We start from the raw sequence: 24,718 nt of genomic DNA on the forward strand, positions 1-24,718 counted from the left end.
GCAGGCGGGCGCGAAACGCAGGTGGGTGCGAAACGCAGACGGGCGCGAAACCGGGGGCGCGGGGAACTGCGCGACAAGCGCACACCACGTCCGCAAGGTCGCGATCAAGTGCAGGTCATTGTCCTGCGTCGCGATCTTGCGGTCGGATCCTTCCGCTTCGCGCAGTTCCCCGCGCCCCCGCTTTCGCGCGAGTCCCCCTGCGTTACCGCTTCAGGTCGTCGAACATGGTGCTCAGGAACTCCGTGCTCCACGACAGCAACTCCCGCCCCACCAGCGGCTTGCCGCCGATGCGTCCGCCGGAGCTGGGCCGGGGCACCAGCAGCTGCTGGGCCGCGGACTTGATCTGGGTGCGGGGGTAGAGCCGGTTCAGCCGGAGTTGCTGGGACTCGCGCAGGTCGACCGGCCCGAAGCGGACGAAGTTGCCCTGCAGGGTGATGTCGCCGATGCCGCAGCGCCGCGCGAACAGTCGCAGGCCGGCCACCAGCAGGAGGTTCTCGACCGGTTCGGGGAGCTTGCCGTAGCGGTCGGTCAGTTCCTCGCGGACCTGCGCGATGTCGGCCTCCGAGTTGACGGCCGCGATCGACCGGTACGCCTGGAGGCGCAGCCGCTCGCCGGGGGCGTAGTCGTGCGGGACGTGTGCGTCGACCGGCAGTTCGATCTTGACTTCGAGCGGCTCCTCCTCCGGTTCGGCGCCGCCGCTCTCCAGGGACTGGCGGAAGTCGGCGACGGCTTCGCCGACCATCCGCATGTAGAGGTCGAAGCCGACGCCGGCGATGTGGCCGGACTGTTCGCCGCCGAGCAGGTTGCCCGCGCCGCGGATCTCCAGGTCCTTCATGGCGACGTACATGCCGGCGCCCATCTCGGTGTGCTGGGCGATGGTGGCGAGGCGTTCGTGCGCGGTCTCGGTGAGCGGCTTCTCCGGCGGGTACAGCATGTACGCGTAGCCACGCTCCCGCCCTCGGCCGACGCGGCCACGCAGCTGGTGGAGCTGCGAGAGCCCGAACGTGTCGCCGCGTTCGACGATCAGGGTGTTGGCGTTGGAGATGTCGATGCCGGATTCGACGATGGTGGTGGAGACCAGGACGTCGAACTCCTTCTCCCAGAAGTCGACGACGACCTTTTCGAGTTGGGTCTCCCCCATCTGCCCGTGCGCGGTGGCGACGCGCGCCTCGGGCACCAGGTCCTTGAGCCGCGCGGCGGCCTTGTCGATCGACTCGACCCGGTTGTGGATGTAGAACACCTGGCCCTCGCGCAGCAGTTCGCGCCGGATCGCGGCGGAGATCTGCTTCTCGTCGTAGGGGCCGACGAAGGTGAGGACGGGGTGGCGCTCCTCGGGCGGGGTGGTGATGGTGGACATCTCGCGGATGCCGGTGACCGCCATCTCCAGGGTGCGCGGGATCGGGGTGGCGGACATGGTGAGCACGTCCACGTTGGCCCGGAGCTTCTTCAGCTGTTCCTTGTGTTCGACGCCGAAGCGCTGCTCCTCGTCGACGATGACCAGGCCGAGGTCCTTGAACCGGGTCTCCGAGGAGAACAGCCGGTGCGTGCCGATGACGACGTCCACCGAGCCCTCGAACAGGCCCTCCAGGACGGCCTTCGCCTCGGTGTCGGTCTGGAAGCGGGACAGCGCCTTCACGTTGACCGGGAAGTTCGCGTACCGCTCGGCGAAGGTCGAGAAGTGCTGCTGCACCAGCAGCGTGGTCGGCACCAGGACGGCCACCTGCTTGCCGTCCTGCACGGCCTTGAAGGCGGCCCGGACGGCGATCTCGGTCTTGCCGTAGCCGACGTCGCCGCAGATCAGCCGGTCCATCGGGACGGACTTCTCCATGTCCGACTTGACCTCGCCGATGGTGGTCAGCTGGTCGGGGGTCTCGGCGTACGGGAAGGCGTCCTCCAGCTCCCGCTGCCAGGGGGTGTCCTGGCCGAAGGCGTGGCCGGGGGCGGCCATGCGGGCCGAGTACAGCTTGATCAGGTCGGCGGCGATCTCCTTGACGGCCTTCTTGGCCCGCTGCTTGGTCTTGGCCCAGTCCGCGCCGCCGAGGCGGTGCAGGGTCGGGGCCTCGCCGCCGACGTACTTGGTGACCTGGTCGAGCTGGTCGGTGGGCACGAACAGCCGGTCGCCGGGGTGGCCGCGCTTGGCGGGCGCGTACTCCAGCACCAGGTACTCGCGGGTGGCGCCCTGCACGGTGCGCTGCACCATCTCCACGTACCGGCCGACGCCGTGCTGCTCGTGCACCACGTAGTCGCCGGCGGCCAGCGCCAGCGGGTCGATGGCGTTGCGGCGGCGGGACGGCATCCGGCGCATGTCCTTGGTGGAGGACTTCTGGCCGGACAGGTCGGTCTCGGTGATGACGGTGAGCTTGAGGGCCTCGTCAACGAAGCCGTGCTCGATCGAGCCGCAGGAGACGTAGACGACGTCCCGGGTCGGGGCCTCGCCGAGGTCGGCGACCAGCCGGGCCGGGATGCCCTCGTTGCCGAGCACCTCGGCCAGTCGGGCGGCCGGGCCGTGGCCCTCCGTCACCAGCACCACGCGCCAGTCGGCGGCCAGCCGCTCCCGGGCGTCGGTGATCGCCCGCGCGGTGTCGCCCCGGTACGCCTCGACGGCGTGCATGCCGAGCGTCAGCGTGTCGGCGTCGCCGTGCCAATCAGCGGCTCCGCCGCGGGCGAGGATCTCGGAAACCGTCGAGTCACTGGTCGCGAACGGGCTGACCGACCACCAGGGCAGCCCGATCCCGGCGGCGTGCTCGCGCACGTCGGCCAGCGACCGGAGCGACGCGGCGGAGACGTCGATCGCCTCCAGGTCGATCGGCCGGTCGGCGCCCGCGGCCGCGGCCACCCAGGACGCGGCCAGGAACTCCTGGCTGGTGGCGACCAGGTCCGCGGCCCGGGTGCGGACCCGCTCCGGGTCGCAGACCACCGCGATCGAGCCGGTGGGCAGCACGTCGAGCAGCAGCTCCATGTCGTCGACCAGCACGGGGGCCAGCGACTCCATGCCCTCGACCGCGATGCCCTGCGCGATCTTGTCCAGGATCTCGCCCAACTCGGGGTGCCGGGCGGCCAGTTCGGCGGCCTTGGCGCGCACCTCGCCGGTCAGCAGCAGCTCGCGGCAGGGCGGCGCCCACAGGCCGTGCTCGGCGATCTCCAGCGAACGCTGGTCGGCGATCTTGAAGTAGCGGATCTCCTCGACGTCGTCGCCCCAGAACTCCACCCGCAGCGGGTGCTCCTCGGTCGGCGGGAAGACGTCCAGGATGCCGCCGCGGACGGCGAACTCGCCGCGCTTCTCGACCAGTTCGACCCGGGCGTAGGCGGCGGCCGCGAGCCTGTGGGCGACCTCGTTCAGGTCGTGCTGCTCACCGCGCCGCAGAGCCACCGGCTCCAGTTCGGCCAGGCCCTTCACCTGCGGCTGCAGCACGCTGCGCACGGGGGCGACCACCACCTGCACCGGCCCCGCGGCGGGGTCGTCGGCACGCGGGTGGACGATCCGGCGCAGCACGGCGAGGCGACGGCCGACGGTGTCCGAGCGGGGGGAGAGCCGCTCGTGCGGCAGCGTCTCCCAGGCCGGGAACTCGGCGACCGCGTCGGGCGGCAGCAGCGAGCGCAGCGAGGCGGCGAGGTCCTCGGCCTCCCGGCCGGTGGCGGTGACCGCCAGCACCGGGCGGCCGCTCTCACCGGCCCGGGCGGCCAGCGAACGGGCCAGCGCCGCGATCGCGAACGGCCGGGCGGCGGGCGGGCCGACCAGGTCGAGGTGCTGCCTGTGCCCCGTGGCCGCCGCCTCGATCGCCTCGGCGATTGCGGCGTCCCGTACGACGACATCGAGCAGTCCGGACAGGCTCATACGTCAATTTCTCCACGGCAGGGAGTTGGCCCGGAAGCAGACGGCCGCCGGGCAGCGCGACAGTCCCGGAACGCGGTGCGCCCGGGGGGTGTCCAGCCTACGCCGCGCGGGGGCCCCGCACGTGGCGTGGCGTCTTGGACCGGCGGCGCCGGGGCGACTTACCGGTATTCGTACAGGCTCGTCCAGAGATCATGCAGCCGACACACTCCTGTCACTGTCTGTCCATGGTGGCGGCGCAGGATGGAGCACAGCGCAGGCCGCATCCAACCGTGGGGGATGGCTGCGGAAGCGCGATCGCACCTCGATGGGGGTCGGGAGTGCGAAGGCCGGGCGACCCTGGGTGGGGGCGCCCGCGCCACTCACGCCGGGACTCGCGGCGCTTGCCTGGGGCTTGCGCCGCGAGATCTCGGCGTCGGCGCGCTGTCCGCCGATATCCACCGGCCTTGCGGGGTGGCCGAGTTCAGTCACCCGCCCGTCTCCGGCCACTTCCCGCGAAGCCGCCCGCGCGGCGGTCGCGCCTCCGTACTCTCTTGTGAAGAAGGTGTGGGGACACCGGGGGATTTCCAGGGGGTTGGGTTCGTCATGCGCGTTGTCATCGCAGGTCAGGGCTATGTCGGTCTCCCGCTCGCGGTCCGCGCCGCCGAGGTGGGCCATCAGGTGATCGGGTACGACGTGGACGACCGCCGGATCAAGCGGCTCGCGGTCGGCGAGTCGTACGTCGAGGACATCCCCGGCGACCGGCTGCGCCCGCTGCTGGACGGCGGCCGGTACCTGCCGTCCGCCGACCCGGCCGACGTGGCGGGGTTCGACATCGCGGTAATCACCGTCCCGACCCCGCTGCGGGACGGCGCGCCCGACCTCTCCTACATCGAGGCGTCCGCGAAGCTGCTGGGCCGGCACCTGAAGCGCGGTGCGACGGTCGTCCTGGAGTCCACCACGTACCCGGGCACCACCGAGGAGCTGCTCGCCCCGCTGCTGGAGGCCGGCTCCGGACTGCGGGCGGGGGACGACTTCCACCTCGGCTACAGCCCCGAGCGGATCGACCCGGGCAACCCGGTGTGGAAGCTGGAGAACACCCCGAAGGTGGTCTCCGGCACCACGCCGGACGGGCTCGCGGCCGTCTCGGACTTCTACGGACAGCTGGTGGAACGGACGGTGCCGGTCTCCTCCTGCAAGGAGGCCGAGCTGACCAAGCTGCTGGAGAACACCTTCCGGCACGTCAACATCGCGCTGGTCAACGAGCTGGCGATGTTCGCGCACGACCTCGGCATCGACGTCTGGGAGGCCATCGACGCGGCCTCCACCAAGCCGTTCGGCTTCCTGCGCTTCACGCCCGGCCCGGGCGTCGGCGGCCACTGCCTGCCGATCGACCCCTCGTACCTGTCCTGGCGGGTGGAGCGCGCGCTCGGCCAGTCCTTCCGCTTCGTCGAGCTCGCCAACGACGTCAACAGCCACATGCCGGACTACGTGGTCCGCCGCCTCGCCGACGCGCTCAACCGGCGCCGCCGCAGCGTCAACGGCTCCCGGGTGCTGCTGCTCGGCCTGGCCTACAAGAAGAACACCGGCGACGCCCGCGAGACCCCGGCGGCCCGGATCGTCGAACTCCTCACCCGCCAGGGCGCCGAAGTCCGCGCCGCCGACCCGCACGTGGTCGCCGGCGTCCACGTCGCCGAACCCCACGACGCGGGCCCGCTCGCCACCGTCCACCGCGTCGAGGCCACCCCCGCCGAACTCGCCGCCGCCGACGCGGTCATCCTGCTCGCCGACCACGACGAGTTCGACTACACCGCCGTCACCACCCACGCCCAGTACGTCCTGGACTGCCGCCACCGCCTGACGGGAGCCTCGGTCGAGGTGCTGTGAGTCAGCCTCGCGAGCGGGTGTCGGACCGGCGCACGAGGACGGTCACGGCCGCCGCCGCGACGACCGACAGACCGCCGGCCGCCGCCCACCACACCCAGTCCGCACTGTCGCCGGCGTCGGCTCCGGCGGCTGCGGACGGAGCCCCGGAAGCAGGGGCGGACGCCGACGGCCGTGGCGGCGGCTGGGTCGGGGCGGTCTGGTCGTCGTTGGTGAAGCTGAAGCGCCCCTGGAGCGGCGCCCCGTCGGCAGCGACCGCCCGCCAGGTCACCTGGACGAGGCCCTTCGGCAGGCGGCCGACCTTCTGCCGCACCTCGCGGTCGGTCGCGGTCGGCGCGCCGTCGCTGTAGGACGTCCCGTCGGTGCCGGCGACCACGATCGTGGTGTAGCCGGCCTGCACCGCGCTGTCGAAGGTCAGCGTGATCGAGGTCGGCGACTCGGCGACCACGGAGTCCGCGGCCGGGCTGGATTCGAGCAGCTGCGCGTGCGCCGCCGCCCGGGGCGCGGACACCAGGACGGACAGCGCGGCCAGCAGCAGTGCCAAGAGCAACGGCACGGCCGCCGGGCGAAAAAAGACTCGGGGCTTCACCTCTCAGTCGTCGTCGCCGGCCTCCCGGAAGTTCCCGGCACATCGCGGGAACTTCCCGCCCACCCGGTCCGACCACTGCGGTAACTGCGGCACACAACCACGCCCGCACCCGAGTCGAAAGCCGATGCACCCCCATGCCGATCACCACCGCCCCGGCCCGTTCCCCCCGCCTGCGCCGCCTCGTCGCCGCCACGGCGGTCGGGGCGATATCCCTCACCGCCCTCGTCGCCTGTGGCAGCAGCGACTCGTCCTCCTCGGACAAGAGCTCGGCCAAGAGCCCGGCGGCCAGCACCTCGCCCAGCGCCACCGCGAAGGCCGATTCGGCACCGGTCACCGTCAAGGACCCGTGGGTGAAGGCGTCCGACACCGAGATGACCGGCGTGTTCGCCACCCTGGTCAACAACACCGGCGCCAAGGTCACCGTCGTGTCCGGCACCTCGACCGTCTCGGCGAAGACCGAACTGCACGAGGTCGCGGACGTGGACGGCAAGCCCACCATGCGCCCGAAGGCAGGCGGCTTCGTCATCGAGGCGAACGGCAGCCACGAGCTCAAGCCGGGCGCCGACCACGTGATGCTGATGGGCCTGTCCAAGCCTGTGAAGCCGGGCGACGAGGTCACCGTCACGCTGACCCTCGACGACGGCAAGACGCTGAAGTTCACCGCTGTCGCCAAGGCGTTCGCGGGCGGCAAGGAGGACTACAACTCCGGCATGACGAAGGGCTGAGCTCCCGATGGACACCAGCCCCACCGAAGCCGCTGCACCCGCCACCGCTGCGGTCGGCCGCCGCCGGCTGCTGACCGGCGGCGCGCTCGCCCTCGGCGGGGCGCTGGCCGGCGGCGGTATCGGCGCCGCCGTGGCCGACAGCCCCCGCCGCCCCGGCGAGGAGCGGTCGGCAGCGCCCGCGTACGGCGTCCAGAAGATCCCGTTCCACGGGCCGCACCAGGCGGGGATCGACACCCCCGCCCAGGCCCACGGCGTGTTCCTCGGCTTCGACCTGGACACCGGAACGGACCGCGCCGCGCTGGGCCGCATGATGCGGCTGCTCACCGACGACGCCGTGCGGCTCACCCAGGGCGAGCCGGCGCTCGCCGACACCGAGGCCCAACTCGCCGAACTGCCCGCCAGGTTGACCGTCACCTTCGGGTTCGGCCCGGGCTTCTTCAAGGCCGCCGGGCTGGACGACCGGCGGCCCGCCTCGGTCGAACAGCTGCCGGTGTTCTCCATCGACCGGCTCCAGGACCACTGGTGCGGCGGCGACCTGCTGATCCAGATCTGCGCCGACGACCCGCTCACCGTGGCCCACGCCCAGCGGATGCTGATCAAGGACGCCCGTACCTTCGCCCGGCTTCGCTGGGCGCAGCGCGGCTTCCGCCGGGGCCGCGGCGTCCAGGCCGACGGCGTCACCCAGCGCAACCTGATGGGCCAGATCGACGGCACCGTCAACCCGGAGCTCGGCAGCGACATCTTCGCCCAGGCGGTGTGGGCCGAGGACGGCCCGGACTGGCTGCGCGGCGGCACGACCATGGTGCTGCGGCGGATCCGGATGGAGCTGGAGACCTGGGACGCCGCCGACTCCAAGGCCAAGGAGTTCTCCATCGGCCGGACCCTCGACACCGGCGCCCCGCTCACCGGCACCGCCGAGAAGGACCCGCCCGACTTCGACGCCAAGGACCGGCTCGGCTTCCCGGTGATCTCCGACTTCGCCCACGTCCGGCGCGCCCACGTGAGCGACCCCCGGCAGCGCATCTTCCGCCGCCCGTTCAACTACGACGACGCCCCGGCCGCCGACGGCACCCCCGACACCGGCCTGCTCTTCGCCTCGTTCCAGCGGGACATCGCCGCCCAGTTCCTGCCCATCCAGCGCGCCCTCGCCGCATCCGACCTGCTCAACCAGTGGACCACCCCGATCGGCTCCGCCGTCTTCGCCATCCCGCCCGGCTGCGCACCCGGCGGCTGGATCGGCGAGACCCTCCTGGGCTGACCGCCGGACGAAACACCTCCGCCCCGTCCGACAGCTGCCTGCTGCCGAACGGGGCGGAGGTGTTTCCGGGCGCTCAGCCCCGGCGCTGGATGCGGTCGCGGTTGGGGCGGGTGTCGTGGTTCAGGCCGAGGTCGTCGACGATGACGATCTTGGGCACGATCTTGGTCTCCGCCTCCGGAGCGGTCACGGGCGCCGCGGGCGCGGCCGACGCAACAGACGCAACAGACGCCACAGGCGCAGCCGGCTCGGACGACGCGGCGGGCGGGGTCGCGGGCTTGGGCGGCAGCGGGTCCTTGGCGAAGCTGGCGGGCTTGGTGGGCGGCGCCGGGGGCTCGGCCAGGGTCGGGGTGTACGGCTTGCGGGGGTCGGCGGCCGCGGGCCTGGCGGCCGACTCTCCCTTGACGGGGCCCAGCAGCACCGCGGTCGGCTGGTCGACCGGCTTGGCCTTCTCGGCGACGGGCTTCTCGGAGAGCTTCTCGACGGCCGGCTTGGTGGCCGTGGCAGTACCGACGGGGCCCTTGGTGAGGTCGGCCTTCTTCGCGGCGGCGGCCGGCGTCCCGTCCTCCGGGTCCTCGATCGCGCCGACGGCGGCGCCGGTGAGCGAGGCCAGGGTGCCCTTGATGTGGTCGAGGTGGGTCTGCACCTTGTCGAGGCGCTTGGTGAAGTCGGCCTGCTCGCGCTCGCTGGCGAGCTTGATCCGGGCGGCCTTCTCCTTGGCGGCGGCGATCTCCGCGTCGGCCTTGACCTGGGCCTGGGTGTCGAGGCGGCGGGCCTCGGCGAGCATCGCCTCGCGGTGCTGCTCGGCCTCCTTGACCCGGGTCTCGGCGGCGAGGGTGATCTTGGCGACGGCGGCGTCCGCGTCGGCCTCGGCGGTGGCGAACTCCTCGTCGGCCTTGCGGCGGCGCTCGGCGAGGGTGACCTCGGACTGCTCGGAGGCGTCGGCGGCGGAGACCCGGATCCGGGCGGCGTGGCCGGTCGCGGCGTGCACGACGGCGCGGGCCTCGGCGTCGGCCTGGGCGCGGATCCGCTCAGCCTCGGCGCGGCTGCGCTCGTCGGTGCTGCGGGCGAACCGGTCGGTGTCCTCGCGCTGCTTGGCGGCGTACTGCTTCGCGTCCCGGGCGGCGGCCTCGCCGGCCTCGTGGGCGGCGTCCCGGGCGTCCTCGCCGGAGCGCTTGGCCTTGTTGTGGATCGCCTCGGCCTCGTTCTGGGCGATCTTCAGCAGGGCGGCGGCCTGCTCGCTGAGCTCGCCGAAGTCGGGGTCGGGGGCGTCCTCGGCGGCCTGCTGGATGTCGGTGAGGCGCTTCTCCATCTCGCGCAGCCCGGAGCCGAGCACGCTGAGGCGCTCCCAGGCCTCGTCCCGTTCGCGGCTGAGCGCGGACACGGCCGCGTCGACCTGTTCGGGCGCGTAACCGCGCCGGGAGACGGTGAAGCCGTACTGGGACACGGCGTCGCTCATTCGGCTGTTCTCCTCGTGCTCGCGGGCTGCGCAGCCCCGCCGGGTGCGTGGTTCGGTGGGCGGAATCGTCCGTCCCATTGACCTATTTTGCGCAGATACGAACGCAAACCAAACAGGCCGCTGCCGCGCGGCCGGGGGAACCGGCCGCGCGGGAGGGGCTACAACAGTCCGTCCCAGAGCTGTTCGACCAGCACGGCCCACCAGCTTTCGGGCGTGTGCACGGCGGCCGGATCGACCGCCAGCAGCTGGGCCTGGAAGTCGGTGGTCCAGCGGCCGGCCTGCTCGGGCGTGAGGCCGTGTCGCAGGTGCCACATCCGGGCCAGCACGGTCAGGCAGCGGACGAACTCCGGGACACCACTGTTGACGAACCGCGGCGGCTCGGCCGGGTTCTCGATGTCCACGGCGACCACCGCGGCCGTGCCGTACTGGACGCACAGCTGGCGGCCGTAGTCGTTGCCGAGCACCAGGTAGCCGCCGAAGTCCGGGCCGGGCGGCAGGCCGCGCTCGGCGGCCAGCTCGGCCAGCGTCGGGATCGGCCGGCCCTCCTGGGCCTGCGCCCAGAAGAACGGCGGGAACTCGCGCGGCAGACCGACCCACATCAGGGTCTGGGCCACCGCGTCCGGCACGCCCTGCCGGGCCACCGCGCGCTGCTCGAACCGGAACACGCCCGGGCCGAACAGCTGCCCCAGCTCGGCGGCCAGCTGCTGCGGAACCATCGGCGGCATCGGCGGCACCGAGCCGGGCGGCGGCAGCGGCACCCGCTGGGTACGGGGGCGCGGCGGCGCGGACACCAGCTGGTGCAGCTGCTCGACGTGCTCGCTCAGCACCGCCATGCCGGCCTGCCGGGCGGCGGTGTCCCGGCCGTACGGGGCGGTGTGGCTGATCCGCGCGTTCGGCCAGGACGCCTTCACCATCCGGGCGCAGTAGCCGCCGGGCAGGTCGCACAGCTCCAGGTCGGTGTGCACCTCCAGCACCTGGTCGGCGGGCACGCCGATCCGGCGCAGCTCCTGCAGCGCCTTCCACTCCGGGTGCGGGGTGCCGAGCTCGGACATCATCACCAGGCTCCGCTCGGAGCCGTCCGGCGCCCGGTAGTTGACCACCGCGGTGGTGCCGGGGCCGGTGGTCGGCACACCGGACGGCGGCACCGGCGCGACCGGCGCGGGGCCGGGGCCCGGCTGCGGCGGCGGCACGGGGGCGCCCGGGAACGGCTGCGGCGGCATGCCCTGCGGCGGACCGGGGAACGGCGGCGGGGCCTGGAACGGGGCACCCTGCTGCGGCCCGGGCACGGGGAACGGCGGCGTCGCCGGGCCACCCGTCGGCGGCATCTCGATCGCCGGGGCCAGCTGGGTCGCCTGGTACGCGACGGCGGCGGCCTCGGGCGCCGGAGCGGCCGGCGGCGCGGCGGGCGCACCGGCGGCGCCGCTCAGCTCGGCGGGCGCGGGCGGCGGCGGGGCACCGGGGCCGGTGCGGCCGCCGGGGCCCTGCGCGGGGCCGCCGGTGGACGGCAGCAGGTCGTTCGGCGGGGGCGGCGGCGGAGCGGTCGGACCGGACCGGCCGAGGCCGACGTGCGCGGGGCCGCCGGTCGGCGGCAGCAGGTCGTTCGGCGGGGGCGGCGGCGGAGCGGTCGGACCGGACCGGCCGAGCTGTACTCCATGCGCGGGCGTGCCGGGCGTACCGGGCGCACCGGGCAGCCCCATCAGCCCGGGCGGGCCGTCGGTGGCCAGCATGGTCGGCGCGTAGTCGATCGACGGCGCGGGCCCGTCCGGCGGAACGGGCGTACCGGGCACGGGAGTTGCCGGCCCGCCGGGCGGGAACGGCGGGGTCGCCCCGACGGGCGCGGGAGTTGCCGGCCCGCCGAGCGGGAACGGCGGCGTCGCCCCGACCGGCACCGGCGTCCCGGGAACGGGCGTCCCACCGACCGGGAACGGCTGGGCCGGCGCCAGCACGGTCGCAGCCTCCGCGCCCGGCGGGGGCGGAACGGGCGCGCCGGGGACGGGCATCCCGGACGCGTCGAAGTAGTTGGGGCCCTCCTCACCCGGCACGGACGGCATCGGCGGCACCGGCGGCGCAGCAGCAGCCACCGGCGCGGGCGGCACCGGCACGTGCGGCGTCGGCACCGGCGCAGCCGGCACCGCGGCGGGCGGCGGCGTCGCAGACCCGGACAGCTGCGCGGCCTCGGCGGCCACCGCCGCGGCACCGGCGTCCTGCAGCCACTGAGGGGGGCTGAGCAGGAAGGAGGTGGCCTCGACCGCCCCGCGCACCGGCTTGGCGGCGCCGGCCGGGTTGGGTTCGGCGGGGCTCCCGTACAGCTCCTCGAACTGCTGGACCACCTCGTTGATCGGCAGCGGCGGCCAGAGCATGCTGGCGCCGCTGTCGCGGGCGATCACCAGCCGCGGCGAGGTGCCGGGCCCGCCGCCGTGCTCGCTGCCGTCCACCGCCCAGCAGACGTAGCCGAGGTCGAACTCCCGGACCCGCACCTCGCGTTGGAGCGAGCGCGGCACGCCGGCGTTGATCCAGTCCTCGGCGGTCTCCTGCGCCTGCGCGTACGTGGTCACCACGTCTCGTCCCACCCCTGTCGTTCGGTCAGTTCACCGGGACGGCGCGCGCGAAGCCACCGTCCACCATGAGTTCGGCGACGGTCTCCAGCTCCGGGGGGCTGCCCGCGAGCCGCAGCAGGAAGGCGTCGAAGCTGTCGCCGCAGGGCAGCAGCAGCCGGGCCACCCGCTGCTCCGGCGGCTCGTCCGCGCCCTGGTCGCGGGCGTCGTCGTAGGGCAGGAACCAGACCGAACCGGTCTGCTCGCCGCGGACCTTGAGCGTGAGCAGGCCGCCCTGCTGGTAGGCGATGGCCAGGTAGTCCTTGGTCAGGTGGTCGCGCAGGCACTTGTTGGCGTACACCAGGTCCTGGGTGCCGTACTCCTCGCTGAGGGTGAGGAACGGCTGGTCGACCAGCAGGCCGAGGTCGACGTCCAGCGCGGCACCGGCCGGGGCGCGGCCGCCGGCCAGCTTCAGGAAGTCGCGGTAGACGGGCGGCAGCGGGTGGCCCAGGCGCTGTTCGGCGCGCTGCACCAGGTCCTCGGTGACGGCCAGCGGGTCGCCGCCGTCCTTCGCCAGCGGGAGGTGCACGGGGCGGCGCTCCTGGAGCGGGCGGGTGCCGCGCCGGGCGTGGTCGGCGGTGGAGACCGCCAGGCCGCCGTGGTGCCGCAGCAGAGCCTTCACCTCGACCGGGATCAGCTCCATCCGCCGCCAGCCCGCCGGGGCGCGGCCGGCCACGTGGTGCCAGGTCCAGCCCTGCGGGGTGGCGACGGCGGTGTCCAGGTCGGCCCACAGTTCGTGGCCCTGGGTGTAGAGCGCGGCGTTCGCCGACACGTAGTCGGTGAGCCGCAGTTCGTCCACGCCGAAGCCCTCCGGCGGGTCGGCGACCTCGGCGGCGGCGACCGCGTACGGCGAGAAGTCCGGGAACCCGTGCTCGTCGATGCGGACGCCCTGGGGGTGCCGCTCGGCCCGGACCGGGTCCGGGAACTGCACCACCTGGCCCGCGTACGCCGCGTTGGGCACGGCAGCGGTGCCGGGCCGACCTGTCGTCATCTGGGGTCCCCCACAGCAGAAGCCGAAATCCTCGGGGACCAGCGTAGGGCAACGACCGACCACGTTAAGGGTCACGGGGGTACCCGGCCGGGGTACCGCCCGACCGGGACCGACACCACGTCAGCTCCGGCGCACCGCCCGCACCAGCGTCTCCGCCACCCGCACCTGCTGCCCCTCGGTGAGCTGCGGGAACATCGGCAGCGTCAGCAACTGCCCGGCGGCCCGCTCGGTGACCGGGAAAGCGCCCTCCGGGTATCCCAGTTCACGGAACGCCGGCTGGAGGTGCACCGGCACCGGATAGTGCACGCCCACCCCGATCCCGGCCTGCTGCAACTCCGCGAGCACCCGCTCCCGGTCCCGTTCCACCCGTACCGCGTACAGGTGCCAGACGTGCTCGTTGCCGGGCAGCGTGCGCGGCAACGTCACCCCCTCCAACCCGCCCAACAGCTTGTCGTACCGCTCGGCCGCCGCCCGCCGGGCCTCGTTCCACGCCGGAAGCCGCCGCAACTTGCTGCGCAGCACCACCGCCTGCAAGGTGTCCATCCGCGAGTTGAACCCGAACCGCTCATGCACGTACTTCCGCGCCGACCCGTGGTCCCCGATCAGCCGCAACGCCCCGGCGAGTTCCGCGTCGTCCGTCACCACCGCACCCGCGTCCCCGTACGCCCCCAGGTTCTTCCCCGGATAGAAACTGGTCGCCGAGATCCGCCCCCAACTCCCCGACACCCGCCCGTGCCGCGCCGCCCCCTGCGACTGCGCCCCGTCCTCCACCACCGGCAAGCCGCCGGCAACCTCCAACACCGCCTCCATCGGCGCGAGTTGCCCATTCAGATGCACCGGCACCACCGCGACGGCCCCCGCCACCCGCTCGGCCACCTGCTCCACATCGATCAGCAAGCACTCCTCGTCCACATCCACCAGCACCGGCCTGAGCCCCGCCCGCACCACAGCCTCCGCCGTGGCCACAAACGTGTTCGCCGGCAGCACCACCCCACCCCCCGGCGCCAAGTCGAGTGCCCGCAACGCCAGTTCGAGAGCGTCGGTCCCGTTCGCCGTCCCGACCGCGTGCCCCACCCCACAGAACGCCGCGAACTCCCGCTCGAACGCGGCAACGTCGGGGCCCTTGATGTACGCCCCGCTCGCCAGCACCGCCGCGAAGCCCTCCCGGACCTCATCGGCGATTTCCGCGTGCGCGGCGTGCAGGTCAACCAGCGGAATGTCGTTCACTGAAAATCACCAACCAGGGGCTCGGGGAACTGCGAGAACCGGAAGACGGACATCGGAAAGATCGCGTCAGAGAGAACGGCTTGCACGTGAGAGCGCCACGAGCACTCAGAGCGCTCCCTTCAAGGCCTCAACCACCCGCTCCTGCTGCTCCCCCGTCAACGAGTGGTACAGCGGCAAAATCAACGTCCTCGAAGTCAGCAACTCCGTGACAGGCAACCCCACTCGGGAAGAACCCTTGTACGGCGCCTCCAGATGCGCAGCCATGATCCCCCGTCGCGCCGAAACCCCCTCCGCCGCCAGCGAAGCGAGCACCTGCCCCCGCTCCGGCGCGCCCTCCGGCAGCAGCAGCCACAGCGACTGGAAGTTCGACGTCCCGTGCGCCGGATCACCGACCAGCCGCCCCCCGAGCTCCGGCCCCAGCAACTCCCGGTACGCAGAAGCGAGTTCGCGCCGCCGAGCCACCATCGCCGGAAGCTTCCCGAGCTGCACCAGCCCGATCGCCGCCTGGACGTCCGTCATCCGGTGGTTGAAGCCGATCTCGTCGTACGTCTCCAGCACGGCCGCCCCGCCCGCCCCGGAATGCCTCTCGGCGGCGGAGACGCTCATGCCGTGCTCCCGCAACCGCCGCAGCCGGGCGGCGAGTTCGCCGTCCCGGCAGGTGACCATGCCGCCCTCCCCGGTGGTGAGCAGCTTGCGCGGGTGGAACGAGAACGCGGCGATGTCCGCGCCCGCGCCGGCCGGGCGGCCCCGGTAGACGGAGCCGGCGGCGCACGCGGCGTCCTCGACGACGGCGATGCCGCGCGGCCGGACCAGCTCCTCGATGGCGTCCAGGTCGACGGGGACACCGCCCTGGTCGACGGCGATCACCGCCCGGGTCCGGTCGGTGAGCAGCGGGGCGACGGTCTCGGGGGTGAGGTTGCCGCCGGCCGGGTCGACGTCCGCGAAGACGGGTGTCGCGCCGACGTAGGTGACGGCGTTGGCGGTGGCGATGAACGAGAACGACGGGACGACGACCTCGTCACCGGGCCCGACGCCCGCGCCGATCAGCGCCAGGTGCAACGCGGTGGTGCAGGACGAGACCGCGACGGCGTGCGGCACGCCCACCGCCTCGGCGAACGCCCGCTCGAACTCGGCGACGCGCGGGCCCTGCGCGACCCACCCGGAACGGACGGCATCCGCCGCGGCCCGGGCCTCCTCCTCGCCGAGCCACGGGATCATCACGGGAATGGTGGACATCGGGTTGCTCCTTCGCTGGGTCGCGCCCACGTGCAAGTCACTCGTCCTGCCGCGATCTTTCCGACGTTCGAGTCCGCCCTGTCAGACCTGCTCGCGCCACCAGGCGACGAGCTTCCGCAGCCCGTCCGCCAGCCCCAACTCCGGCTTCCAGCCCAGGTCGTGCTCGGCCGCCGAGATGTCCGCGAGCCGCCGGACCACGCCCCCGGCGGTGTCCCGCGCGGGCCCGTGTTCGACGTCGAGGTCCGATTCCATGGCCTCCAGCAGCGCGTCGGCGAGGCCGCGCAGCGACACTTCGGTGCCGGAGGCGATGTTGTAGACCCGGTCGGTGGCGGGTGCGGTGGCGGCGAGCAGGTTGGCCCGGGCGATGTCCTCGGTGTAGACGAAGTCCATGGTCTGGGCGCCGTCGCCGAAGATCAGTGGTGGTTGTCCGGCGGCGATGCGTTCCATCCAGCGGATGAAGACCTCGGTGTAGCGGCCGTGGACGTCCATCCGGGGGCCGTACACGTTGAAGTACCGCAGGGCGACGTAGTCGAGGCCGTACATGCTGTGGAAGCTGCGCAGCAGGCCTTCGTTGAAGACCTTGGCGGCCCCGTACAGGGTGTCGTTGTTGTAGGGGTGCTGGTTCTCCGGCGTCGGGAAGGTGTCGGCCAGCCCGTACACGGACGCGGTGGAGGAGGCGATCACCTTTCCCACCCCCGTCTCCGCGGCGGCCTCCACCACGTCGAAGGTGCCGTCGACCATGACTTCCAGGGCGAGCCGGGGTTCGGCGGCGCACTGGGTGATCCGGATCGCGGCGAGGTGGAACAGCACGTCGGTGCGGGGGGCGAGGAGTTCGCGCAGCAGCGCGCGGTCGCGGATGTCGCCGTCCACCACGGTCAGTTGGCCGGGGGCGGCGATCTCGCGGGCGCGGGCCAGGTTCTCGGTGCGGCCGCGGACGAAGTTGTCGAGTACGACGACCTCGCGGGCGCCGGCCTCGATCAGTTGGTCGACGACGGTGGAGCCGATGGTTCCGGCGCCGCCGGTGACCACACAGCGCGAGCCTTCCAGCTGGGCGGCGGCGTTCATCGGACGGTGGCCCTCTCCAACACGGCAGTCTGACGGGTGGTCTCCACGGGGACGGTCGAGCCGCCGAGTTCGAGGCTGAGGGACGCGGCGTGCAGCAGTCGCAGCACGCGCAGCCCGGCCCGGCCGTCGGTGAGCGGGGTGCGGCCCTCGTCGATCGCGGCGGCGAATTCGGCCATCACGTTGCGCAGGGCTTCCTGTTCGACCAGGGCGGGGGCGACCATGTCGCCGACCCGGTAGGAGATCAGGGCGCGGTGCCGGATGGCGTCGGTGAGTTCTTCGGGCGGGGTGAGGTCGACGCCCCGGTCGTGGATCGCGAGGCGGGCCTGCGGGTTGAGGTCGTCCCAGACCAGGGTGCGGCGGGAGCCGCCGATCAGGGTGGTGCGGACCTTGGTCGGGGAGAGCCAGTTGACGTGGCAGTGGGCGAGTGCGCCGTTGGACAGGCGCACCGTCAGGTAGGCGACGCAGGCGCGGCCGGCGCCGATCGGGTCGGCGGCCTGGGCGCTGACGCCGACGGGTTCGACGCCGGGCGGCAGCACGAAGTCGAGGATGGACAGGTCGTGCGGGGCGAGGTCCCACAGCACGTCCACGTCGGGCTGGACGAGTCCGAGGTTGATCCGGACCGAGTCGAAGAACTGGATGTCGCCGATGTCGCCGCTGTGCACCAACTCGCGGATCCGGCGCACCACGGGGGTGTAGCAGAAGGTGTGGTCGCACATCAGGACCAGGCCGCGTTCCTCGGCGAGGGCGACCAGGTCGGCGGCTTCCTCGACGGTGGTGGTGATCGGCTTCTCGACCAGGACGTGCTTGCCGGCCTCCAGGGCGGCCCGGGCCAGGCGGTGGTGGGCGGCGGCGGGGGTGGCGATGGCGACGGCCTGCACCCGTTCGTCGGCGAGCACCTGTTCGTAGGAGGTGGTGGCGGTGACGGTGGAGTACTCGCCGAGGACCTTGCGGGAGCGCTGTTCGTCCAGGTCGCACAGCCAGTGCAGGTGCAGTGCGGCGGTCTGTTGGGCGTTGCGGACCAGGTTCGGTCCCCAGTAGCCGGCTCCGACGACGGCGAGTCCGATCCGCCGGTCGGATTCTCGGTCGGTACTGCCCGGTGTGGGCACGTGTTCCCCAGGCGCCTCGTGCGCCACGACGTTCGACCCCATCGCAAGACCCCCCTTGCCGCCGCGTCGCTCGAACGGTACCGGCCCGGCCGGGCCGGTCGAGGCACAATCGGAAAACCCGGTGAACGCCACCAGGAGCGTGCGGTACGGGAGTTGAGCCCTCCGTACACCTCCGCGCGCCCCCGTGTCGCACCCCGGCTCGGCAGAAGTCGGATCCGTTTGGCAGGCTGGATGCTTCGGGGTGAGGATTCACCGTCCGTCAGCAGACCCCCGGCAGCGGAAAACTGCCGGTGCGCCGTACAACGTCGAGGAGCAGTCATGGACCAGTCGGGCCCGCCGCCCGTGTTGCGGCACCAGCGCGACAGCCTGCTGCCCGCGGTGGCCGCGGCGCTGATGCTGCGCGGCGGCGAGGTGCACACACTGGCCGGGGAGAAGTCCGACCTGTCGCCGATGCTGCACCCGCTGGTCGGCGAGTTCCTGGCGGCGCTGCCGGTCGACAAGCGGGAGCGTTTCCTCGGCCGCTGCCCGGAGCCGGCACTGCTGTCGCAGTACCTGGGGCAGGTCGACGCGTCCCGCTCGAAGCGTGCCTCGCGCAAGCCGATGACGGTGCAGGAGGCCCGGAAGGCGCTGAAGGGCGCCCGGATGACCACGGTGCGGATCCGCGAGGAGGGCGACCCGGCGCACGGCACGCACGCACCGCCTTGCCGCTCCTGCGCTCCGCTGCTGGATCATCTGAGCGTGGCCAGCGTCGCGGTCGGGCCGCCCGGCCGCCGCTGACCCTCTTGTTCCCCGTCCCCGAACCACCGGAGCACGTCCTGAACGCCAGCACCGTCCGTACCCAACCCCGCTTCCCGGCCGACGTGGCCGCCGCCCTCAAGCAGGCCGGCTGGCACCCGGGCCGGTGGGAGATCCGCCAGGCCGAGCAGTGGGCCGATGCGATGGTCGCGCACGGCGGTCCGACGGACCCGCAGCACACGGTGTTCCCCGCCGCGGTCGAGGCCTGGGCCGAGTTCGGCGGCCTGGCCTTCGACGTCCCGGGCCCCGGGCGGACGATGGCCCGTACGCCGTTCCTGCTCGACCCGCGCTGCGGCCTGCACGCCCCGCGCACCCTCACCGACCTGGGGCGCGCCCTGGGCACCCGGCTCGCCCCGCTCGGCGAGGAGCTGCACGGGCAGGCGCTGCTGGCCATCGACGAGCAGGGCCGGGTCTACAGCCTCGACCACACCGGCGAATGGTTCCTCGGCCACAGCGTCGACCAGGCGCTGGCCACCCTGGTGCTCGGCCTGGCCCCGCACCGGCTGCGCACCGCCGGGGCATAGGCGGAGGTCAGTCCAGCGGTGCGACGGCCAGCCGCAGCCTGGACGGCAGCACCGCCTCGACCCGGAAGCCGCCGTCGCTCTCCGGCCCGGCGTGGAACATCCCGCCCAGCGCCAGCACCCGCTCGCGCATCCCCACCAGCCCGTTGCCGCCGCTGGGCAGCGCCACCGGCACGGCCGCGCCGCCCGGGCAGTCGTTGACCACCGACACCCGCACACCGTTCGGCACGTACGCCAGCAGCACCGCCACCCGCGCCCCGCCGGCGTACTTGTGGGCGTTCGTCAGGCCCTCCTGCACCACCCGGTACGCGGTCTGCTCGGCCTCCGCGACGTACACCAGGTGCTCGCCGCTGACGGTCAGCGAGACGGCCATGCCGGCCGCCCGGGACTGGTCCACCAGCTCCGGCAGTTCCCCGAGACCGCCGACCGGCGCCTCCACCTGGTCCTGCGCCTCGGTCATCCGCAGCACGCCGAGGATCTCCCGCAGCTCGTCCAGCGCCTGCCGGCCGACCTCGCCGATCAGGTTCGCCGACTGCTGGGCCTTCGCCGGGTCCTTGGGGATGATCCGCTCCACCGCCGCCGCGTGCACCACGATCAGGCTGACCCGGTGCGCGACCACGTCGTGCATCTCCCGGGCGATCAGGGTGCGTTCCTCGACCCTGGCCCGCCAGGCCCGCTCCCGGGCCTGCTCGGCGAGCAGCGTCAGCTCGGTCTCCAGGCCCTCCGCGCGGTCCTTCAGCGACTCCACCAGGCGGCGCCGCGCCCCGATGTACAGGCCGGTCACCACCGGGGCCACCGCCATGCCGACCGCGACGAACGCCGAGGCGATCACCAGTACCCACGCCGGCGGCAACGGCTCCTGCGGCGGCGACGGGTTCGGCGCGAACATCGCCAGCACCACCATGCCGAAGGTCTCCACCGCGGCCACCGCCGACAGCACGATCACCCGGGCCCGCCTGACCGGCCACTCCCAGGTCGCCGCCAGCGTGTACAACGACACCACCAGCAGGATCACGCCGAAGAAGCCCGGCACGAACACCAGCGCCACCACCACCGGCAGCACCGGCCACTTGCGCCGCACCACCAGCGAGAGCCCGGCCAGCGCCCCGAGCACGATCCCGACCACGGCCGGCCCCAGGCCCAGCTCCAGCCGGATCCTCACCAGCCCGTACGCCCCGGCCGCACACTCCGACGCGGCCACCAACGCCAATCCCACGTCCAGCGCCGCGCTGCGTCTCCGCGCCCACCACCACACGCCGTCCCCCGCCGGCTGATTACTCATAACGGACACCTTACGCAGGCCGGTGCGAAAGCAGGGGCCCGGGGAACGGCGGGGCCGTTCCCCGAGCCCCTGATTGTTCGCCCGCCTGCGCTCGCGCCCCCCCCTGTCCGCCATCCGGCCACCTCTCCGTTCTGGCACCGGGTGCCACCTATGCTGTTGCCCGTCGGACAGCGCGGTCCGCACCCGTCACCCGCATCGCGGTGATGGCAGAGCCGTTGCCGAACACCCCACCACCACAGGGAGCCAGCCGTGACCGCTCCGGTCCCCACTTCGGCGGACAACCCATCCCCGACCGCCGACCAGGCAGACAATGCCGCGCTGCGTGCGGACATCCGCCGCCTCGGCGACCTGCTCGGAGAGACCCTCGTGCGTCAGGAGGGCCCGGAACTGCTGGGCCTGGTCGAACAGGTGCGCCTGCTGAGCCGTACCGACGGCGAGGCGACGGCCCAGCTGCTCGCGTCGATCGATCTGGACACCGCCGCGAAGCTGGTGCGCGCGTTCTCGACCTATTTCCATCTCGCGAACGTCACCGAACAGGTGCACCGCGGACGGGAGTTCGCGTCCCGCCGGGCCCGTGAGGGCTCGGTGCTGTCGCAGACCGCCGACCAGCTGAAGGAGGCGGACCCGAAGCACCTGGCCGACACGCTGGCCAACCTCGCGGTGCGTCCGGTCTTCACCGCGCACCCGACCGAGGCGGCCCGCCGCAGCGTGCTGAACAAGCTGCGCCGGGTCGGCGAACTGCTGGAGCGGATCCACCGCGAGCAGGCGGCGACCGGCCAGGTCGACTCGGCCCGGCAGACCTCCGCGCGCCGGCAGGCGGACCGCCGCCTGGCCGAGGTGATCGACCTGCTGTGGCAGACCGACGAGCTGCGGATCGCCCGCCCGGAGCCGACCGACGAGGCCCGCAACGCCGTCTACTACCTGGACGAGCTGTACCGCGAGGCGGTGCCGGCGGTGCTGGAGGAGCTGCACGAGGAGCTCGCCCGGGTCGGCCTGGCCCTGCCGGAGGGGGTGCGCCCGCTGACCTTCGGCACCTGGATCGGCGGCGACCGCGACGGCAACCCGAACGTCACCCCGCAGGTCACCTGGGACGTGCTCAACCTGCAGCACGAGTACGGCATCAAGGACGCGCTGGCGGCGATCGACGACCTGCGCGCCTCGCTGTCCACCTCGGTGCGCCTGGCGGGCGCCTCCGAGGAGCTGCTGGCCTCGCTGGACGCCGACCTGACGCACCTTCCGGAGCTGAGCCCGCGCTACAAGCGGATGAACGCCGAGGAGCCGTACCGGCTGAAGGCCACCTGCATCCGGATCAAGCTGGAGAACACCCGCGAGCGGCTGGCCGCCGGCACCCCGCACGTCCCCGGCCGGGACTACGTCGGCACCCGGGACCTGATCGCCGACCTGAAGCTGATCCAGGACTCGCTGCGCGCCCACCGCGGCGGCCTGATCGCCGACGGCCGGCTCGCCCGGGCGATCCGCACCATCGAGGCGTTCGGCCTCCAGCTGGCCACCATGGACGTCCGCGAGCACGCCGAGGCGCACCACCACGCGCTGGGCCAGCTGTTCGACCGGCTGGGCGAGGAGGCGTGGCGCTACACCGACATGCCGCGCGAGTACCGCCAGCGCCTGCTGTCGAAGGAAATGCGCTCGCGCCGCCCGCTGGCCCCGACCCCGGCCCCGCTGGACGCGGCGGGCGCGAAGACGCTCGGCGTGTTCAGCACCATCCGGCAGGGCTTCGAGCGGTTCGGCGACGAGATCGTCGAGTCGTACATCATCTCGATGTGCCAGGGCGCGGACGACGTGTTCGCGGCCGTGGTGCTGGCCCGCGAGGCGGGGCTGATCGACCTGCACGCGGGCATCGCCAAGATCGGCATCGTGCCGCTGCTGGAGACCACCGACGAACTCCAGCAGGCCGACCGGATCCTGGAGGAGATGCTCTCCGACCCGTCGTACCGGCTGCTGGTGTCGCTGCGCGGCGACATCCAGGAGGTCATGCTCGGCTACTCGGACTCCTCGAAGTTCGGCGGCATCACCACCTCGCAGTGGGAGATCCACCGCGCCCAGCGCCGGCTGCGCGACGTCGCGCACCGGTACGGGATCCGGCTGCGGCTGTTCCACGGCCGCGGCGGCACCGTGGGCCGCGGCGGCGGCCCCTCGCACGAGGCGATCCTCGCCCAGCCGTGGGGCACCCTGGAGGGCGAGATCAAGGTCACCGAGCAGGGCGAGGTGATCTCCGACAAGTACCTGCTGCCGTCGCTGGCCCGGGAGAACCTGGAGCTGACCCTCTCCGCCACGCTGGCCGCGTCCGCGCTGCACACCGCCCCGCGCCAGGCCCCGGAGGAGCTGGCCCGCTGGGACGCCGCGATGGACCGGGTCTCGGAGGCCGCGCACACCGCCTACCGGGGGCTGGTGGAGCAGGAGGACCTGCCGAAGTACTTCTTCGCGTCCACCCCGGTCGACCAGCTGGCCTCGCTGCACCTGGGCTCCCGCCCGTCCCGCCGCCCCGACAGCGGCGCGGGCCTGGACGGCCTGCGGGCCATCCCGTGGGTGTTCGGCTGGACCCAGTCCCGGCAGATCGTCCCCGGCTGGTACGGCGTCGGCTCCGGCCTGGCGGCGGCCCGCGCGGCGGGCCTGGCGGACGTGCTCGACGAGATGTACGGGAAGTGGCACTTCTTCCGCAACTTCCTGTCCAACGTCGCCATGACGCTGGCCAAGACCGACCTGCGGATCGCCCGCCACTACGTCGAGCAGCTGGTGCCGGGCGAGTTGCGGCACGTCTTCGACCAGATCGTCGCCGAGCACGAACTGACGCTGCGGGAGGTGCTGCGGCTGACCGGCGAGTCCGAGCTGCTGGAGCACAACGAGGTCCTGAAGCAGACCTTCACCGTCCGCGACGCCTACCTCGACCCGATCTCCTACCTGCAGGTGGCGCTGCTGCGCCGCCAGCGCGAGGAGGTCGCCCACGGCCGCCCCGAGGACCCGCTGCGGGCCCGCGCGCTGCTGCTGACCGTCAACGGCATCGCGGCCGGCCTGCGCAACACCGGCTGACGCACCGAAACAGCGAGGTCCGCTCCGCGGGGGAACTCCCCGGCGGAGCGGACCTCGTCCGTTTGTGGACTCCCGCTAGGCCTTCTTGCGCTTGCGCAGCCAGGTCGCCGCACCGCCGGCCACCACCACCAGGCCGCCGCCGACGGCGTACACGCCGGCCGAGCCGACGGAGCCGGTGGGCGGGGCGAGCTTGGCCGCGGCCGGCTCGGGGGTGACCGCGACAACAGGCTCGGCGGCCAGCGCCGGCGCAGCGGCCCATCCTCCGGCGGCCAGGCACAGCACGGTGCCACCGACGACCTTGCCCACACGCTTCGAGCGGATCACGCTCCATACCCCCAGTGACGGCACTTCAATCCTTGCACCGGGTCCGACGGTATCCGATTCCTGGCGTGTTCTGACCACCAGTCAGCTTCCACGAGGCAAGCGTTGCATGAATGTTGTGTACGGAGGGTGGTCGAAGCAGGTCAGGAGTTGTAGTTCTGCTGTGCGCGCTCCAGGCCGTCGGCGAGCAGTGCCTCGACGGCGTCCGCGGAGCGGTCGACGAACCAGTCGAGGTCCTTGCGCTCGGTGGACGAGAAGTCCTTGAGCACGAAGTCCGCGACCTCCATCCGGCCGGGCGGGCGGCCGATGCCGCAGCGCACCCGGTGGTAGTCGGGGCCGAGCGACTTGGTGATCGACTTCAGTCCGTTGTGGCCGTTGTCGCCGCCGCCGAGCTTGATCCGCAACGCCGCGTAGTCGAGGTCGAGTTCGTCGTGGACGGCGATGATCGCCGAGGCGGGCACCTTGTAGAAGTCGCGCAGTGCGGTGACCGGACCGCCCGAGAGGTTCATGAAGGTCATCGGCTTGGCGAGGATCGCCCGCTTGCCCGAGAGGCGCCCTTCGGCGACCTGGGCGCGGCTCTTGTGGGCCTTGAACCTGGCGCCCATCCGCTGGGCCAGCAGGTCGGCCACCATGAAGCCGATGTTGTGCCGGTTGCGGGCGTAGCCCTCGCCGGGGTTGCCGAGGCCCACCACCAGCCAGGGGCCGTCGTACTCGCTCATGCCGCTCCTCACGCGGGTGTCGTTGCGTCGTCCATCATCCCGGACATGCCGCTGCCCCGGCCGCCCGCACGAAGCGGAAGGCGGCCGGGG

Annotated in this window: 18 protein-coding genes; 6 read left to right on the plus strand and 12 right to left on the minus strand. The window is 73.0% G+C overall.

Annotated features, from left to right (window positions below):
- Positions 1-202 precede the first annotated feature (202 nt).
- The gene (gene mfd / locus ACGFWJ_RS22195; RefSeq protein WP_392952164.1) at positions 203-3,835 is read right to left on the minus strand and encodes a transcription-repair coupling factor; all 3,633 of its coding nucleotides are present in this window, start codon (positions 3,833-3,835) and stop codon (positions 203-205) included.
- Between the two features lie 582 nt (positions 3,836-4,417).
- Between mfd and ACGFWJ_RS22200 the strand changes: the two genes are divergently transcribed.
- Entirely contained in the window at positions 4,418-5,698 is a 1,281-nt protein-coding gene (locus ACGFWJ_RS22200) for a nucleotide sugar dehydrogenase (RefSeq protein ID WP_392952166.1), read from the plus strand.
- Between the two features lies 1 nt (position 5,699).
- On the opposite strand, the gene ACGFWJ_RS22205 is transcribed toward ACGFWJ_RS22200, so the two are convergent.
- Positions 5,700-6,251, minus strand: a complete 552-nt coding sequence (locus tag ACGFWJ_RS22205) for a copper resistance protein CopC (RefSeq protein ID WP_392952169.1) — start codon at positions 6,249-6,251, stop codon at positions 5,700-5,702.
- Positions 6,252-6,418: 167 nt separating this feature from the next.
- On the opposite strand from ACGFWJ_RS22205, the gene ACGFWJ_RS22210 reads away from it, so the two are divergent.
- Positions 6,419-7,009, plus strand: a complete 591-nt coding sequence (locus tag ACGFWJ_RS22210; RefSeq protein WP_392952172.1) for a copper chaperone PCu(A)C — start codon at positions 6,419-6,421, stop codon at positions 7,007-7,009.
- A 7-nt stretch (positions 7,010-7,016) separates the two neighbouring features.
- Positions 7,017-8,267 carry a Dyp-type peroxidase gene (locus tag ACGFWJ_RS22215; RefSeq protein WP_392952175.1) on the plus strand — a complete coding sequence of 417 codons (1,251 nt, stop codon included), beginning with the start codon at positions 7,017-7,019 and terminating at the stop codon, positions 8,265-8,267.
- Between the two features lie 73 nt (positions 8,268-8,340).
- Here ACGFWJ_RS22215 and ACGFWJ_RS22220 read toward each other — a convergent pair whose 3' ends face one another.
- From ACGFWJ_RS22220 to ACGFWJ_RS22250, 7 genes are all read right to left on the minus strand, one after another.
- Positions 8,341-9,723: a hypothetical protein gene (locus ACGFWJ_RS22220; RefSeq protein ID WP_392952178.1), complete on the minus strand. Its 1,383-nt coding sequence runs from the start codon at positions 9,721-9,723 to the stop codon at positions 8,341-8,343.
- A 158-nt stretch (positions 9,724-9,881) separates the two neighbouring features.
- Positions 9,882-12,281, minus strand: a complete 2,400-nt coding sequence (locus tag ACGFWJ_RS22225; protein ID WP_392952180.1) for an SUKH-4 family immunity protein — start codon at positions 12,279-12,281, stop codon at positions 9,882-9,884.
- Positions 12,282-12,306: 25 nt separating this feature from the next.
- Positions 12,307-13,308, minus strand: coding sequence for an SMI1/KNR4 family protein (locus tag ACGFWJ_RS22230; RefSeq protein WP_392952182.1), 1,002 nt, complete (start codon positions 13,306-13,308; stop codon positions 12,307-12,309).
- A 120-nt stretch (positions 13,309-13,428) separates the two neighbouring features.
- Positions 13,429-14,535: a DegT/DnrJ/EryC1/StrS family aminotransferase gene (locus ACGFWJ_RS22235; protein ID WP_392952185.1), complete on the minus strand. Its 1,107-nt coding sequence runs from the start codon at positions 14,533-14,535 to the stop codon at positions 13,429-13,431.
- A 105-nt stretch (positions 14,536-14,640) separates the two neighbouring features.
- Positions 14,641-15,771 carry a DegT/DnrJ/EryC1/StrS family aminotransferase gene (locus ACGFWJ_RS22240; RefSeq protein ID WP_392952188.1) on the minus strand — a complete coding sequence of 377 codons (1,131 nt, stop codon included), beginning with the start codon at positions 15,769-15,771 and terminating at the stop codon, positions 14,641-14,643.
- Between the two features lie 81 nt (positions 15,772-15,852).
- Positions 15,853-16,836 (minus strand): NAD-dependent epimerase/dehydratase family protein, encoded by a 984-nt coding sequence (locus ACGFWJ_RS22245; RefSeq protein WP_392952190.1) that lies wholly within the window; start codon positions 16,834-16,836, stop codon positions 15,853-15,855.
- Entirely contained in the window at positions 16,833-17,984 is a 1,152-nt protein-coding gene (locus ACGFWJ_RS22250) for a Gfo/Idh/MocA family protein (RefSeq protein ID WP_392952192.1), read from the minus strand. Before ACGFWJ_RS22250 ends, ACGFWJ_RS22245 begins: the two co-directional genes overlap by 4 nt.
- A gap of 276 nt (positions 17,985-18,260) precedes the next feature.
- Here ACGFWJ_RS22250 and ACGFWJ_RS22255 point away from each other — a divergent pair, with 276 nt between their 5' ends.
- Together ACGFWJ_RS22255 and ACGFWJ_RS22260 are read left to right on the plus strand one after the other, a co-directional pair.
- Positions 18,261-18,719, plus strand: coding sequence for a YwqJ-related putative deaminase (locus ACGFWJ_RS22255; protein ID WP_387638074.1), 459 nt, complete (start codon positions 18,261-18,263; stop codon positions 18,717-18,719).
- A gap of 38 nt (positions 18,720-18,757) precedes the next feature.
- A complete protein-coding gene (locus tag ACGFWJ_RS22260) occupies positions 18,758-19,261 on the plus strand; it encodes an SUKH-3 domain-containing protein (RefSeq protein WP_392952440.1) in 504 nt (167 codons plus the stop codon).
- Positions 19,262-19,268: 7 nt separating this feature from the next.
- On the opposite strand, the gene ACGFWJ_RS22265 is transcribed toward ACGFWJ_RS22260, so the two are convergent.
- Positions 19,269-20,540: a sensor histidine kinase gene (locus ACGFWJ_RS22265; RefSeq protein WP_392952194.1), complete on the minus strand. Its 1,272-nt coding sequence runs from the start codon at positions 20,538-20,540 to the stop codon at positions 19,269-19,271.
- 249 nt (positions 20,541-20,789) lie between these two features.
- Here ACGFWJ_RS22265 and ppc point away from each other — a divergent pair, with 249 nt between their 5' ends.
- Positions 20,790-23,588, plus strand: a complete 2,799-nt coding sequence (ppc, locus tag ACGFWJ_RS22270; protein WP_392952195.1) for a phosphoenolpyruvate carboxylase — start codon at positions 20,790-20,792, stop codon at positions 23,586-23,588.
- Between the two features lie 75 nt (positions 23,589-23,663).
- Here ppc and ACGFWJ_RS22275 read toward each other — a convergent pair whose 3' ends face one another.
- A complete protein-coding gene (locus ACGFWJ_RS22275; protein ID WP_387638085.1) occupies positions 23,664-23,912 on the minus strand; it encodes a hypothetical protein in 249 nt (82 codons plus the stop codon).
- Between the two features lie 140 nt (positions 23,913-24,052).
- Complete coding sequence (gene pth, locus ACGFWJ_RS22280) at positions 24,053-24,628, minus strand: aminoacyl-tRNA hydrolase (protein WP_392952197.1); 576 nt, start codon at positions 24,626-24,628, stop codon at positions 24,053-24,055.
- Positions 24,629-24,718 lie beyond the last annotated feature (90 nt).

It is taken from the genome of Kitasatospora sp. NPDC048407 (assembly GCF_043200475.1).
Taxonomy (GTDB): Bacteria; Actinomycetota; Actinomycetes; order Streptomycetales; family Streptomycetaceae; genus Kitasatospora.